Raw genomic sequence first — 14,418 nt, forward strand, 5'->3', positions numbered from 1 at the left:
ATAAACAGATGAATGAAAAAACCACAGCAGGCTTAGAGCATCTTCGTGATTTAATTGATGGCGTGGATCAACAATTACTGCATTTATTACGTAAACGTCTCGATTTAGTGGCGCAAGTTGGTGCCGTAAAACATGCGGCTGGTGTACCTATTTATGCCCCACAACGTGAAGCATCGATGTTAGCTAAACGTCGAGACGAAGCACAAAAAATGAATGTCTCACCACAGCTAATCGAAGATATTTTACGTCGACTTATGCGCGAATCTTACCTAAATGAAAAAGATGTTGGGTTTAAGCAGATTAAGCAAGATCTGGGTCATGTGGTCGTTGTGGGTGGTCAGGGCAAACTGGGACAGTTATTTAGTCAAATGTTGGTTCTTTCTGGCTATGAAGTTAAAAGTATAGATAAAAATGATTGGCAAGATGCCGCTGCCATTTTTGATGGTGCAGGATTAGTGATTGTTACCGTACCCATAAATGTGACCTGCGAAGTGATCCGTGACAAGTTAACCCAGCTACCTGAAAATTGTATTTTAGCTGATCTCACCTCGATTAAAGAAGCACCTTTAGCGGCAATGTTAGCTGCGCATAAAGGCCCTGTAGTGGGTCTGCATCCTATGTTTGGCCCAGATGTTGGTAGTCTCGCTAAACAGGTGGTGGTGGTGTGTCATGGCCGTCATCAAGAAGCGTATCAATGGTTACTACAACAGATTGAAATTTGGGGGGCGCGAATAGTTGAAGCTGAAGCAGAGCGTCATGATAAAGCGATGCAACTTGTACAGGCTATGCGTCACTTTTCAACATTCGTATATGGCGTCAACTTGTGCAAAGAAGAAGCTGATATTGGTAACTTATTACAGTTTAGCTCACCGATTTATCGTTTAGAGTTAGCCATGGTTGGTCGTTTATTTGCTCAAGATCCCGAGCTTTATGCCGATATTATTTTTGCCCAACCTGGCAGCCAACACGCGATTAGTGATTATCTAGATAATTATCGTGATGCATTAACAATGTTGCAAACCGGTAATAGGCAAGCCTTTGTGGAGCAGTTCCAGCGTGTCGCTAAATGGTTTGGTGACTTTGCGCCGCAGTTCCAACATGAAAGTCGCGCCATGTTGCAATCTGTTAATGATATGAAAGCTGGATAACGCTAAATGAAGCATTATTAATTGAACTAATTATTGCGAAATAGTGACACAAAGCTTATGTTTAGTTAATACGGTAGCCAAATAACGCTGTGTTAGCTCAGTAAACTTAGTTACCTTTGGAGGATACCCCATGTCGATGATGCCATCGAATATGCTACCTGTTCAACAGGTTGAAGATAATTCCTTAGGGCATTTTCTTTACGGCTTAATGAGTGCTTTTCCATTATTTTTTGTGCCTGTATTATTGAGTTTTTGGCTTAATTTGATCCAAAAGAACGTCAACCCAGACTCTGTGTTGGGTAGTCATCTACGTTGGCAACGTATGAGTATTATTGGCCTATGTCCATTTTTTATTGCAGGATATTGGCTTAGTCCTTTATGGCTGAGTTTACCCATGTACTTACTGGGTGTTAGTTGGTTCAGTTATCGTATTTTTAAAGGCTGGATAAGTTTAAATGATGGCCTAGCAGTATGATTATTGAATAGCCTTGAATAACTAATTACCTTTTACAATTACGAGTAATAAAATGCCGAGAATATTCTCGGCATTTTTATGTGTGTCATTCCCGGTTATTTAATCGTTACTTTGCTTGGTATAAACCATGAATAATATCAGCTTGCGATACACCATCTTGATGTAACAATATAATTCCGTCAGCATTAAGTTGCTTAACGGCATTTGCATGAGTAGTTAACAGTGCAGCATTAATACAGAAGCTCGTGTTAACGATTACAGGTAAATGACTGCGGGATTTCACTTCAACCAATCCGGCTAAATCGAGGCTTAACTGCTCTGGGTGCGTGAAACTACGTACACCTGATTCGCATAGCCCGAGTTGTTGATTACCGTGACTAAGGACTGCATCGGCAGCTTGTAGCCAATCATCGATACTAGCCATGGTGTTTCTTTCTAATATTACCGGCAAATTGACGGAACCAATTAAGGTTAACATGTCCGGGTTGTACATTTGTTTACCACTTAATATCAGCATATCTGCTAATTGGCTAGCAACGATAAACTCTTGTTCTTGATCTATTTGCATTACACATAATAAACCAGCTTGTTCGATGACCTGTGCATGCTGTTTTAATTGTTGTTCATTGAGTTGTTGTTTTAAATCATTGAGCACAATGGCTTGAAAGCCTGATTCTTTGATGTGCTTTGCTTGCGTAGCCAGTTCGGTATTATCTATCGGTAAGTTAATTTGCTGTAATGCGCTAAATTGTCCGGCGCCTATTTGTAAGTGCTGACAGAACAATTGAGTATCTTGTGATTTATAGTCGCGTGAATGCTTAGCTTGGCTATTTGGTATAGATTTGATTGGCTCTTGTTTAGAGCTACCGGGTTCAATTAATAATTGAGCTTGCGATAGTTGTGTAGGTTTAACGGTTTCACATGGATAACAGCCTAATACTTTGATAAAACGAGTAAGGCGCTCTAACTCTTTAATCGCTTGTTGTACTTCGGTAGTAGCCAAGTTGCCATCAATATCGAGGTAAAACATCTCCTCCCATGGTGTTCCTGGTATTGGACGAGATTCTAACTTACTCATATTCAAATTATGAGCTTTAAGTACCAATAATGCTTCTACTAATGCTCCTGGCTTCTGTCCTGTCGCCATGATCAAGGTGGTTTTTGCTGGCAGCTGAGAAGGCACCGCAGAGGCTTTTCGAGCGACAACAATAAATCGACTCTGATTGATTTTTTGGTTCGCTAAGCCTTGCTCCATTGCAATTAACTGATACAGGGCTCCGCCTTCTGCACTGCCTATGGCTGCGACAGTATTGCTGTCCGCCTCGACAACTTTTGTCATGGCTTCAGCACTACTAGAACAATATTCAAGTTTGATATGAGGATGTTGACTTAAATAGCGACTGCATTGACTGATCGGCTGCGGGTGAGCGTAAATAGTCTTGATATCAGATAGTTTACTGTTGGGTTTAGTGAGTAAACAATGACTCACTTCAATAGTTGTTTCGCCAACAATTGACAGCGTTGTATGTTGCAGTACGTCATACACTTCATTGATAGATCCTGAAGAGGTATTTTCAATCGGTAAAAAACCATAATCGGCATGACCAGATTCAACGGCATTAACAATTTCATCAAAACTTTTGCACCCGAAATCAAGCATTTCGACTTGACGGCGTGAACAGTAACGGCTTGCAGCTAAGTAAGAGTAAGAACCCCTAGCACCCAAATAAGCCACAGTATATTGCTGCTTTTGAGTGTCTGGGTTAGCTCTACCATGAAGATACGTTTGTTGAAATAAAACCGAGTCTTCAATAATGCTTTGATAAAGTGATATCACAAAATGTGCATCAAGTCCTTGGTCGCGCCCTTGCTGTACCAGTCTTTCAAGTAGTTCTTTTTCTCGTTGTGTATCTCGTATAGGTCTAACATCAACTTCTTTGCTGCGTGCAACATTTAGGCTCAATTGGCGGCGCTGAGATAATAACGCTAATAAGGATTTATCCAAGGCAGTTATCTGTTCACGAGTTTGACTTAACTCAGGTGTTTTTTGCATATTGACCTCAATGTGACGCTACATACTGGCGCATGACTAGATACGGCAGAGTTTATAAGACAAAAAAGCCTCCCAGTTGGGAGGCTTTAGAATTTTCATTTTCGTTTTTACACAGAAAATCCGCCTCCAGAGGTGGGCTGAATAAAAAAGAAAATAAAAAGGCTGAATATTTTTTTGTTCATGGAGTAAAACTAAAGCTCTGACAGGCGACTGTCAACGTAAATTTACTCATCAAGGCTTGAGTATTGGATTATAGACAAAAGAAAGCGCACCCGAAGGTGCGCTGGTGAGAGATAAATAATATCAAGCGGCGTTTTCCTCCTTATAAACATACTCAAATTCGCTTTCTGTGTCATTTGGTAATGATACATGGCGTTGAGCCTGGGGTTTGTGGGTCAGGCGATTTAGCTGTTTTTCCAGCTTTTGTCCCATTGCAGTAATTGCTGCGTATAGGTTTTCACTTTTTGCCTGGGCGAATAAATCTCCACTAGGTAATCCAACTGATGCCTCTATTTTAAACAACTGCTTTTCTTGAGTAATAATGACGTGCGGGTTAATTAATTGAATATCATGTCGACTTAATTTTTCTAATCGTCCTTCAATACGTTCACGGATAAGGGCAGTGACTTCAAGTTGTTTGCTAGTGATTTTCAGCATATTTAGAACCTTCTTGTTGTTTGCTTAACTCCAGATTACCAAGGTTAACCATAAAATTCGTGATCTACATCACACTTTTACCGGCTTTATATGTCGAGTGCTGCATATTTGATCTCTTAGACGTTTTGAACAAAAAAGCCATTAAATATGCTTGTAATGCTGTCAATATAGGCTCATATTTGTATGGATAAGTTAATACTTAATTAGCTTTGCTGAGGTTTTTTCATACAATTTCAAGCACGGTTTTGTATGGGGTTGTCTTATTCATAAACGCTCTACAAGCATGCTCCTTTATCCTATGTTACTGGTTACTTAGCTGACATTGATTTATTATTTCTCGTTAGGTTCATCCTCTTTATAAAGCAAAGCTTCTTTGGTTGTCTTTTTTAGCTGCGTAAGCATGTTTATTTGTATTAGTTTGTAAACCTTCTTGTTTTATTTATTACTGATGAGTTTATAATTTGTCAGTAAAGAATAGTAATAAGCAGGTTATTAATGAGTATAGAACAACAAAAAATAAAGGTATGGGATTTTCCAACACGTTTTTTCCATTGGGCTATGGTGTGTTTAATTGGCGGATTATGGTGGACAGCCGAAATAGGTGAAATGCAGTGGCATCAGATATTGGCGTATCTATTGATGACTCTGATTACATTTAGATTAATTTGGGGCTTTATCGGAAGTGACACCGCTAAGTTTACACATTTTTTTGTTGCACCTAAAAAAGTTATCGCTTACGCGAAAGCCCAGCCTAAACCTTCGTCACTTGGGCATAATCCACTAGGTGGTTATATGGTGATTGTGTTGCTGGGATCACTTGTGTTGCAGTTAAGTACCGGTTTATTTGCAACAGATGATATTTTTACTGAAGGTCCGCTGATATATCTAGTTTCGTCAGATACTGCGGGGTGGCTAACCTGGCTGCATAAAACTAATTTCAATCTTATTTTGGCTTTGGCTACGGTACATATTATTGCCGTGTTAGTGCATGTTTTTAAGGGCGACAATGTACTTAAAGCCATGTTCAGCGGTTATAAACAAGTTACCGAGCAGGTCACTTCACCTACATTGCGTTCGCCTTGGATGGCGTTAGTTATCGTGTCAGTTATTTTTGCTGCTATTTGGTGGTTGTTACTCGAACCTGTGGTCAGTTTTTTATAATTTCAGGTTAATTAAAGCCAATAAAAAAGCCCATAAAGATGGGCTTTTATCATTTTCACTATTGAGTAGAGCTACTTATACTCACCAGAGCTAACTAATCAAATTAGTCTTTTTTGTAAACGTCGTGACAACCTTTACAGCTTTTACCAGTGTTAGCAAAAGCTTGTTTAATGCTATTTTTATCGCTTGATTTAGCTGCAACAGCTAATGCCGCGGCATTATCTTGAAATGCAGTCATTTTGCTATCAAAATCGGCTTTATCTTGCCAAATTTTAGCTAGTGCTTCGGTATCGCCTTTATCTGAACCAGCAATAAAACCTTCATGTGGTATTTTTGATAGCGCTGCAACATTATCTGCACGAGCACTAAATACAGCAGCATCAAAAGGTTTTTTACCTTTTAGCATAGCGCCCATATCACCAAAGTTATAAGCAATTAAGCCGAAAGCAGCTTGGCGGTATTCAATGGCATCTGCAGGTTCTTCAAAATTATTCGCAAACACAGCAGGGATCATCATTGCGGTTGCCGCAACCGTTAGTAATATCTTTTTCATCGTCATCCTTCACTTTTTTGTGGGTGGTACCGGTTCCATAAGCACAGATATCCACATAATTATGCTAAATTTTAACTAAAGTGCTAACCATTAAGTGTTCAGCCTACTGCTTAGTCGAGTTTTTAGCGCTTAGTTATGAGGGTATTACATCTCATTCTACACAATTTTATAAGCATTTTGCGATATCTTTCATCAATAGCATCCCGCAGTTATTTTTCATTTTTCATTACAAGTTTATCGGTAGCAATTTTGCTAATCGACGTCTTTCCTTGGTACACTTGTAATGTCTGGGCATTACTAAAAAGAGAAAAAACAATGCGTGCCAATTGGAATTTAGTGGTAGAAAAAATATTAACCCATGCAAATGAAGATGATTTGTCGGTGTTGTTTCATTTATTATTAACCGAAGAAGAGCGAAGTGCAGTTTCTGGGCGTTTACAGGTGTTCCAAACGTTATTAGCAGGGGAATTGAGTCAGAGACAAATTGCTGCAGAACATCAAGTGAGTATTGCAACGATTACACGGTGTTCAAATTATTTAAAAAATATGCCAGTAAATCAAAGAGACTTAGTTAAAAAATTGATTCTAGATTAACAATTGATTCTAAGCTAAGTAATTGGTCATCGATTCGCATCGACACAATATTTCAGTCCTCAATGCTGATAATTCAGTGCTGATAAATCACCAATATAACTGACTCGATAGGTGTCTTTTATTACCTATCGAGCCTAAAGCATTGCTCATAAAATCAAATAGACACCCATCGATTTTAATTACATTAGGTTCACTATTAACACTTGCTAATCAATTCATTATGCTGTTTTGTTCAGTTAACCTTTTTGATCCTCATTGCAATAATAAATCTGACTATTGGCTAACTCCCCGCGGTAATCTGTGATGACGATAACTTAAACGTCTTAAAAATAGGTATCCACCATACGTGGTTAGGCACAGAGCAAAAAGTGTGCTCGAATCTCTAGGGTAAAAACGATAAAGGCTCACGGCACTTAATACGTAAATAAAGGGTAATAGACCATAAATCGTTTCGGGGATTAATCCTGATTTGCGTTTACGTTTGGGATCGGTTCTACGGTTCTTGGAACGTAAGTTGTAAATATGTGCACCATATAAATACACTACAATTGAAGCAATAAGTGCATAATTAGGTTCAAGAAGAAAAATACTGACACTGCCTACAAGCATGTAAGTGAACGGCAGTAATTCATACAGCGGTTTAATTAACATAAGCACTCCGTCGCTAGTTATTAATTATTATATTGGGTGTCAATTAGTGAGGATTGCATCACCCAAGTTATCCTTAACGGTCGATACAATAAATCTGACTAATTGATGTAATTAACTGGTTAAGATTAACCTAAAGAAAAAGGTATCGCCTAGTGAATAGACAATACCTTATGATATTTCAACCTTTCTACTGACAAATAGACATGAAAGATAGAATGAGTCACTTATCTATTTAATCAATAATGAATTAACGACAGCCACAGCCGCCATTTCCATCACAGCCAGGTTTCTCTGTGCCACATGATTCATGGTCGTGTCCGTGATCGTGTCCATGGCTACCACAGCCACCTTCTGCATGGATATGTCCATGAGATAGCTCTTCTGCTGTTGCTTCTCTTACAGCAATAACTTCGACACTAAAATGCAGTGACTGACCCGCTAGAGGGTGATTACCATCAACAACGATGACATCATCTTTCACTTCAATTACTTGAACAGGGCGTTGACCCATTTCAGTTTCAGCGATAAAACGCATACCTGGAACGATATCTTCGACATCACCAAATGCACTGACAGGAACTTCTTGCTTTAAACCTGGGTGATATTCGCCATAGGCTTGTTCCGCAGGGATCTTTGCCTCGATATTTTCACCAACAGTTTTACCTTCCAAAACTGATTCAAGTCCAGGAATTAAATTTTCAGTGCCATGTAAGTAAACCATTGGTTCACTTTCAAATGAACTTTCTACTAATAGACCTTGCTCATCAGATAAGCGGTAATGAATAGTGACCGCCGCATGTTTTGTAATTTTCATATCGCCTCCAATTGTGATGTGAGTATCATACCGTATTTTGATATAAGGCTGCGATGACTAACATCAGTTTTTGGTTATTGAATCAGAGCTTTTTTTGTTTTGTCTTATGCTGCATGTTTTACATCGACTGATGGTGAAAATAAATCATTTAATTGGTGTAGGAAATAGCTAAGGCGGATAAATCATCTTGGTTACACATTTATTGGCAATCTTTTTATGAATACATATTAAGTTACTACTTCTATCATTATGAAATTGTTGTATTTACTTAACTTTATTTATTACTCTTACGTCTACGTTAACGTTGGATAAGGCAATCAATAATGGTTATCACTACTCATTATTGATTTTTAATAACTTAATTATTAAAAAAATCAACTCAACTTAAAAAATAACTAGTAAATAAACTGTAATGAGGGGTTGACAACCTTAGGTTAAAAAAGCAATTCTGTTAGCCAACGTGGATCAGCTATTTAATCTAATTAAATATTATCGGCAGTTAACATTTAACTTAACGAAGAGAATCATCAAATGTTTACCCTCATGCTCGTTGTAATTACAACCATTACAACCACCACTATTACCATAGTGGGGGCGGGCTGATTACACCCTAAAAGATTTTGCATAAAAAGCCCGCTTCTAACAACTGAAGCGGGCTTTTTTGTTTTTATTCTAATCATTTGATTTTAATTTAATGTTGTCACTTTATGAGTGACAAGGAGAGCGACATGAAAGTAATGAAATTTGGTGGAACATCGCTAGCGAATTGGCCTCGTTTTTCGATGGCGGCAGATATTATTGCTGATACGGCTTTGACAGAATCTGTTGCTACAGTGCTTTCAGCTCCTGCTACAGTGACCAATGCGCTTTTAGAAATGGTAGATATAGCAGTTGAACAACATGATTATCAACCGGTATTAGATCATATTCATTTGGTCTATAGCGGGCTGTTTTCTGACGCGGCGGCATCACTTATTACGGCTCTTCAACATGAGCTGCTGATTGGAAAATTAACGGCACAAATGCAAGTTTGGAAAGATAAACTTTACGGTATTAAACTGCTAGGCGAATGCCCTGATAGTGTTCGTGCTGAAATAGTTGTGACGGGTGAGCGTTTATCTGCGGCATTAATGGAACAAGTTATGTTGGCGAAAGACATCACTTCAGCACAATTAGATCCAGTGGCGTTATTTTTAGCGCATGGTCAGCCGTTGGAGTCGGTCGTTGATATTGCGGTGAGCAAACCTCGCTTTACCTTATTACCGCTTGATCAATATCGAGTGTGGGTGATGCCTGGTTTTACTGCTGCAGATGCTCAGGGCAAGATCGTCACATTAGGCCGCAATGGTTCTGATTATTCAGCTGCGGTACTGGCGGCATGTTTAGATGCCTCAAGTTGTGAAATTTGGACTGACGTTGATGGGGTTTATAACACAGATCCTCGAGTGGTTGCTGATGCTAAATTATTGTCACAATTAAGCTATCAAGAAGCGATGGAGCTCTCGTACTTTGGCGCCAAAGTGTTGCACCCTAAAACGATTGCGCCAATTGCTCAATATCAAATTCCTTGTTACATCAAAAACAGTTTTAATCCGTCAGCTCCCGGTACATTGGTGTCTAATGATGATGATAAAACAGGGCTACAAGTTAAAGCAATTTCCAATCTTGATAATCAAACCATGTTTAACGTCTCTGGCCCAGGAATGAAAGGCATGGTCGGCATGGCAAGCAGGACTTTAGCGGTTATCTCTCGCAGTGGCATCTCGGTATCGCTTATTACCCAAAGCTCATCTGAATACAGTATCAGTTTTTGTGTCTCTACTTCTCAAGCAAATAAAGCCAAATGGGCACTAGAACAAGAATTTGAGCTTGAATTAAAAAGTGAATTACTTGAGCCGATTGAATTGCGTCAAGATTTGGCGATAGTGTCTTTGATTGGTGATGGTATGAAAACCCATAAGGGCGTAGCGGCTAAATTTTTTACAGCACTAGCTAAAGCCAGTGTCAACATCGTTGCTATTGCGCAGGGGTCATCTGAGCGTTCTATTTCTACTGTTATTCAACAGAAAAAAACCAAACATGCTATTGGAGCATGCCATCAAGCATTTTTCGATGTTCAGCAGTATCTTGATGTTTTTTTAGTCGGTAGCGGTAATGTGGGGGCTGGATTACTCGATCAAATCAAGCAGCAAAGTGCGATGTTAAAAGAACAACACATTAGTATTCGTGTATGTGGGATCGCTAATTCGAGCCAAATGTTGTTGAATAGTGAAGGTATTGAACTTGGCGAGTGGCAGTCATTACTGGCCGAGAAGGGCCAAACGTATGATTTAGCTAAGCTACTTGAGTGGGGACAAGAGCAGCAATTACTTAATCCTGTACTGGTTGATTGTACATCAAGCGAGTTAGTGTCAGACCGTTACCTTGATGTGATGAATGCCGGTTTCCATGTTGTTACCCCAAACAAAAAATCGAACACTCGTGATTATGCTTACTATCAAGCATTGCGTAAAACGGCTTTAACTCAGCGTCGACAGTTTTTGTATGAAACGACGGTAGGAGCTGGTTTACCGGTTATCGATAACTTGAAAAAACTCATGTACGCCGGTGATAAGCTACATAAGTTTAATGGTATTTTGTCTGGGTCATTATCCTACATTTTTGGTATGTTAGATGACGGTATGAGCTTATCGCAAGCGACTGCGATTGCGCGTGACAAGTGTTTTACTGAACCCGATCCTCGTGATGATTTAAGTGGTATGGATGTCGCTCGTAAAGTACTCATTCTTGCTCGTGAAGTTGGCCTGCCATTAGAGCTTGAAGACATTAATATTGAATCTGTATTGCCTGCTGATTTTGATGACTCAGGCGATGTTAATCAATTTATGGCCAATCTTGCTTCATTAGATGACCTTATCTCTGCTCGAGTCGCGGCGGCTAAAACCGAAGGTAAAGTGCTGCGTTATGTTGGCCAAATTGAAGATGGGCAATGCCATGTCAGAATTGTTGAAGTCGATGCAACGGATCCATTATACAGTGTTAAAGGTGGCGAGAATGCGCTGGCATTTTATAGCCGTTATTATCAACCAATTCCCTTTGTATTAAGAGGCTATGGTGCTGGTACCGATGTTACTGCTGCCGGGGCTTTTGCTGACGTATTAAGAACCTTAAACTGGACTCGTGAGGTTGGGTTATGAATCAAACGTTAAAAGTAAGCCAAGACACGCTTACTGTGTATGCTCCAGCGTCTATGGGTAATGTTGGTGTTGGCTTTGATTTGCTAGGCGCTGCATTGGCGCCGATTGACGGCTCATTATTGGGCGATAGAGTGATGATTAGCGCTGCTGCCCGCGGGGTTGAATATAGCCAAACAGGTGAATGGGCACATAAATTACCAAGTGATGGTAAGGACAATATTGTTTACCAATGCGCTGAGTTTTTTTTAGATAAATTACAACGACAAGATGGTGTCACTGTTTGTCTAGAGAAAAACCTGCCAGTCGGCAGTGGTTTAGGCTCTAGTGCCAGTTCAGTTGTCGCCGCGTTATATGCTTTAAATGAACATTTTGGACAGCCTTTTAACCAGCAAGCTTTATTAGCATTGATGGGCGAGTTTGAAGGGAAGATATCTGGCAGCGTGCATTATGACAATGTAGCGCCATGCTATTTAGGCGGCATGCAGCTAATGCTCAACTCTCGTGACCAAGCATGTGCTGCTATTCCAAGTTTTGATAACTGGTACTGGGTAGTCGCTTATCCTGGGATTTCATTATCTACAGCCAAAATGCGCGAATTACTGCCGCAGCAATATGATAAGTCTGTTGCCATCGATTTTGGACGTTACTTAAGTGCATTTGTTCACGCTAGTTATCAGCAAGATGCCGCATTAGCGATTGAGATGCTAAAAGATGTTTTGGCTGAACCTTATCGTGCATCCGCAATTCCTGGTTATACCGAAGCGCGATCAGCATTAGCTGAATTAGGCATGCTGACTAGTGGTATTTCTGGCAGCGGCCCAACATTGTTTAGTGTAACCGACGATTTAGCCACCGCAGAAAAAGCCAAAAACTGGCTGATGCAACATTATATTTCGGAGCAAGGTGGTTTTGCTCACGTTTGTAAATTAGATAAACTTGGCACGCGCTGCGTGTAACGCTCTCTTTCACATTATTGATATTGAAATTTAAAAGGCAGTCGCAATGGAATTATATAATTTAAAACACCCATCGCAGGTAGTTAACTTCAGTCAAGCGGTTCAGCTGGGTTTAGGTAAAGATAGAGGATTGTTTTTCCCAAAGTCCATTCCAGTACTATCCAATATTGATGCATTACTGGCATTACCCTTTGCTGAGCGAAGTAAAAAAGTCTTGGGTGCTTGGTTAGCGGATGAACTCGGGCAGGAGAATGTTGATAAGCTTGTTGATAAAGCATTTACCTTCGATGTACCACTCGTTAAGGTTGATGATAAACGCGCTTGTTTAGAGCTTTTTCATGGCCCTACATTAGCGTTTAAAGATTTTGGCGCACGGTTTATGGCCCAATGTGTTGATTTACTTGCTGGCAATAAAAAACTGACCATTTTAACCGCAACATCGGGTGATACTGGCGCTGCAGTAGCGGATGCATTCTACGGTTTAGATAACGTTAATGTAATGGTGTTATACCCAAAAGGTAAAATTAGCGAACTACAAGAGAAGATGTTTACCACCTTAGGTAAAAATATTCATACTGTGGCAGTAACGTCTGACTTTGATGCGTGTCAGCATCTGGTAAAACAAGCTTTTGATGACAGTGATGTTCGCGATGGCTTAGCGTTAAATTCTGCTAATTCGATTAATATCAGCCGTTTATTAGCTCAGATATGTTATTACTTTGAAGCGGTAGCGCAAGCAAAGCAAGCTGGACATAATGAGCTTGTGATGTCTGTACCCAGCGGTAATTTTGGTAACTTAACGGCCGGGTTATTTGCTAAAGCCATGGGGTTACCTATTAAACGTTTTATTGCAGCAACCAATAGCAATGACACTGTACCGCGTTATCTCACTGGTGGAGAATGGCAGCCACATAAAACGGTAGCGACTATGTCAAATGCTATGGATGTGTCAGAGCCAAGTAATTGGCCTCGTGTTGAAGCGATTTGTGAGCAAATGGGCTGGCCGTTATCATTGGTAGCTGGCGTGGCTCTTTCTGAAGATGATACCGCTGGCGCTTTAGCAGAACTTTATCAGTTGGGTTATCAATCAGAGCCTCATGCGGCGATTGCAGCTCATGCATTAACGCTTGGCCTAACAGGTAACGAAACTGGTGTATTTCTAGGTACAGCGCATCCTGCGAAGTTTAAAGATGTGGTTGACCGTGAGTTGGCCATTAATTTGCCGTTACCTCCTGAATTAGCTGCAGTGGCACACAAAACGATTCTGTCAGCAGAATTAGATGCTGATTTTGGTCAGCTTAAGGCTCATATGTTTGCTGTGTTAAAGTAACCCCTTAGCTTCAAATATCTAACACCTAATATCAATGAGATTGGCATTAGGTGTTTTTTTATATTTCAATATTATGATCTTGGTCATACCTCATAATGCTTATCACAGTGTAGATTAGTAAAAGACGCATTATTGGCTATTATTTATACATTGGTGTTTTGTAGATAGATGACGGGAGAAGGTTATGTTGCAACGTTTAATGCGCGATCATAAGCATATTGCCATTTTGTTGAATATCCTTTCGAATAAATTGACTCGATTGGCTGAAGGTAACGGAGTTAATTTTAATCTGGTTAGGGATATCGTTGAGTATATGCAAGGCTATGCTGAGCATAGTCATCACCCGTTGGAAGATATTATTTTCGATTATTACAGTAATAAAACGGGTTTAGCGAATTGTGGCCAACTTTATAATGAACATCATCGTTTGGCTGAGGCATCGGGTGCTTTAGTTTATAGTTTGAATATGATTCTTTCGGATGTGGTTATCTCGCGCGACAAGTTGATTAACGATCTGCAAGAATATATTGACCTACAACAATTGCATATGCAGTATGAAGAACGGGAAGTATTTCCTAATTTTGTTAAGGCATTAGACAATAACGATTGGCAAAAAATCAACGTGTTATGTCAAAATCGCTTAATTGAAGATCCGTTATTTAATGATAATGATAAAACGATTTTTGAAGATTTACGGACCTATATTGAACATTCAGATAACAAATGATGTGATTATTCTGGGCTAGAGGGTTGTGATGTACATTCATAACCAACCTATAAATTTTGGCAAACAAAAAGAGCGCTCTATGCGCTCTTTTAATCGATTTTA

Annotated in this window: 13 protein-coding genes and 2 other annotated features; of the genes, 8 read left to right on the forward strand and 5 right to left on the reverse strand. The window is 39.7% G+C overall.

All coding sequences use genetic code 11. The annotated features are described in order from the left end of the window. Window positions 1–8 precede the first annotated feature (8 nt). On the forward strand, window positions 9–1,148 hold the full coding sequence (gene tyrA, locus HNW13_RS01650) for a bifunctional chorismate mutase/prephenate dehydrogenase (protein WP_162023684.1): 1,140 nt from the start codon (window positions 9–11) through the stop codon (window positions 1,146–1,148). A 130-nt stretch (window positions 1,149–1,278) separates the two neighbouring features. Continuing rightward, on the forward strand, window positions 1,279–1,623 hold the full coding sequence (locus HNW13_RS01655; protein WP_011638362.1) for a hypothetical protein: 345 nt from the start codon (window positions 1,279–1,281) through the stop codon (window positions 1,621–1,623). 106 nt (window positions 1,624–1,729) lie between these two features. Here the strand turns inward: HNW13_RS01655 and pheA are convergent, their stop codons facing one another. Together pheA and raiA are read right to left on the reverse strand one after the other, a co-directional pair. Further along, window positions 1,730–3,676 (reverse strand): prephenate dehydratase, encoded by a 1,947-nt coding sequence (gene pheA, locus HNW13_RS01660; RefSeq protein WP_192114406.1) that lies wholly within the window; start codon window positions 3,674–3,676, stop codon window positions 1,730–1,732. Window positions 3,677–3,734: 58 nt separating this feature from the next. Then, window positions 3,735–3,856: a sequence feature (Phe leader region), on the reverse strand. Between the two features lie 123 nt (window positions 3,857–3,979). Further along, complete coding sequence (raiA, locus tag HNW13_RS01665) at window positions 3,980–4,333, reverse strand: ribosome-associated translation inhibitor RaiA (protein WP_101086362.1); 354 nt, start codon at window positions 4,331–4,333, stop codon at window positions 3,980–3,982. A 495-nt stretch (window positions 4,334–4,828) separates the two neighbouring features. Here raiA and HNW13_RS01670 point away from each other — a divergent pair, with 495 nt between their 5' ends. Next, window positions 4,829–5,494, forward strand: coding sequence for a cytochrome b/b6 domain-containing protein (locus HNW13_RS01670; RefSeq protein WP_192114407.1), 666 nt, complete (start codon window positions 4,829–4,831; stop codon window positions 5,492–5,494). 103 nt (window positions 5,495–5,597) lie between these two features. Here the strand turns inward: HNW13_RS01670 and HNW13_RS01675 are convergent, their stop codons facing one another. Next, on the reverse strand, window positions 5,598–6,047 hold the full coding sequence (locus HNW13_RS01675; RefSeq protein ID WP_101086364.1) for a cytochrome c: 450 nt from the start codon (window positions 6,045–6,047) through the stop codon (window positions 5,598–5,600). 315 nt (window positions 6,048–6,362) lie between these two features. On the opposite strand from HNW13_RS01675, the gene trpR reads away from it, so the two are divergent. Then, the gene (trpR, locus tag HNW13_RS01680; RefSeq protein ID WP_101086365.1) at window positions 6,363–6,641 is read left to right on the forward strand and encodes a trp operon repressor; all 279 of its coding nucleotides are present in this window, start codon (window positions 6,363–6,365) and stop codon (window positions 6,639–6,641) included. Window positions 6,642–6,914: 273 nt separating this feature from the next. On the opposite strand, the gene HNW13_RS01685 is transcribed toward trpR, so the two are convergent. Both HNW13_RS01685 and slyD read right to left on the reverse strand, forming a co-directional pair. Beyond that, on the reverse strand, window positions 6,915–7,292 hold the full coding sequence (locus HNW13_RS01685; RefSeq protein ID WP_101086366.1) for a hypothetical protein: 378 nt from the start codon (window positions 7,290–7,292) through the stop codon (window positions 6,915–6,917). 247 nt (window positions 7,293–7,539) lie between these two features. Beyond that, the gene (slyD, locus tag HNW13_RS01690; RefSeq protein ID WP_011638355.1) at window positions 7,540–8,106 is read right to left on the reverse strand and encodes a peptidylprolyl isomerase; all 567 of its coding nucleotides are present in this window, start codon (window positions 8,104–8,106) and stop codon (window positions 7,540–7,542) included. A gap of 543 nt (window positions 8,107–8,649) precedes the next feature. Beyond that, window positions 8,650–8,772: a sequence feature (Thr leader region), on the forward strand. Window positions 8,773–8,834: 62 nt separating this feature from the next. On the opposite strand from slyD, the gene thrA reads away from it, so the two are divergent. The 4 genes from thrA to HNW13_RS01710 all read left to right on the forward strand — a co-directional run bounded on the left by thrA (window position 8,835) and on the right by HNW13_RS01710 (window position 14,316). After that, window positions 8,835–11,303, forward strand: coding sequence for a bifunctional aspartate kinase/homoserine dehydrogenase I (gene thrA / locus HNW13_RS01695; protein WP_192114408.1), 2,469 nt, complete (start codon window positions 8,835–8,837; stop codon window positions 11,301–11,303). After that, on the forward strand, window positions 11,300–12,259 hold the full coding sequence (gene thrB, locus HNW13_RS01700; protein ID WP_192114409.1) for a homoserine kinase: 960 nt from the start codon (window positions 11,300–11,302) through the stop codon (window positions 12,257–12,259). The genes thrA and thrB overlap by 4 nt, the downstream gene beginning before the upstream one ends. A 46-nt stretch (window positions 12,260–12,305) precedes the next feature. Continuing rightward, window positions 12,306–13,589, forward strand: coding sequence for a threonine synthase (gene thrC, locus HNW13_RS01705; protein WP_192114410.1), 1,284 nt, complete (start codon window positions 12,306–12,308; stop codon window positions 13,587–13,589). Between the two features lie 184 nt (window positions 13,590–13,773). Beyond that, window positions 13,774–14,316 carry a hemerythrin domain-containing protein gene (locus tag HNW13_RS01710; protein ID WP_101086370.1) on the forward strand — a complete coding sequence of 181 codons (543 nt, stop codon included), beginning with the start codon at window positions 13,774–13,776 and terminating at the stop codon, window positions 14,314–14,316. Window positions 14,317–14,418 lie beyond the last annotated feature (102 nt).

It is taken from the genome of Shewanella sp. BF02_Schw (assembly GCF_014596695.2).
Taxonomy (GTDB): Bacteria; Pseudomonadota; Gammaproteobacteria; order Enterobacterales; family Shewanellaceae; genus Shewanella.

What these genes read in the sequence shown, in the direction of transcription:
- HNW13_RS01670 (WP_192114407.1), top strand. Translation starts at nt 4,829, where the DNA reads ATGAGTATAGAACAACAAAAAATAAAGGTATGGGATTTTCCAACACGT.
- HNW13_RS01710 (WP_101086370.1), top strand. Translation starts at nt 13,774, where the DNA reads ATGTTGCAACGTTTAATGCGCGATCATAAGCATATTGCCATTTTGTTG.
- tyrA (WP_162023684.1), top strand. Translation starts at nt 9, where the DNA reads ATGAATGAAAAAACCACAGCAGGCTTAGAGCATCTTCGTGATTTAATT.
- HNW13_RS01655 (WP_011638362.1), top strand. Translation starts at nt 1,279, where the DNA reads ATGTCGATGATGCCATCGAATATGCTACCTGTTCAACAGGTTGAAGAT.
- slyD (WP_011638355.1), bottom strand. Translation starts at nt 8,106, where the DNA reads ATGAAAATTACAAAACATGCGGCGGTCACTATTCATTACCGCTTATCT.
- HNW13_RS01675 (WP_101086364.1), bottom strand. Translation starts at nt 6,047, where the DNA reads ATGAAAAAGATATTACTAACGGTTGCGGCAACCGCAATGATGATCCCT.
- thrC (WP_192114410.1), top strand. Translation starts at nt 12,306, where the DNA reads ATGGAATTATATAATTTAAAACACCCATCGCAGGTAGTTAACTTCAGT.
- pheA (WP_192114406.1), bottom strand. Translation starts at nt 3,676, where the DNA reads ATGCAAAAAACACCTGAGTTAAGTCAAACTCGTGAACAGATAACTGCC.
- thrB (WP_192114409.1), top strand. Translation starts at nt 11,300, where the DNA reads ATGAATCAAACGTTAAAAGTAAGCCAAGACACGCTTACTGTGTATGCT.
- trpR (WP_101086365.1), top strand. Translation starts at nt 6,363, where the DNA reads ATGCGTGCCAATTGGAATTTAGTGGTAGAAAAAATATTAACCCATGCA.
- thrA (WP_192114408.1), top strand. Translation starts at nt 8,835, where the DNA reads ATGAAAGTAATGAAATTTGGTGGAACATCGCTAGCGAATTGGCCTCGT.
- HNW13_RS01685 (WP_101086366.1), bottom strand. Translation starts at nt 7,292, where the DNA reads ATGTTAATTAAACCGCTGTATGAATTACTGCCGTTCACTTACATGCTT.
- raiA (WP_101086362.1), bottom strand. Translation starts at nt 4,333, where the DNA reads ATGCTGAAAATCACTAGCAAACAACTTGAAGTCACTGCCCTTATCCGT.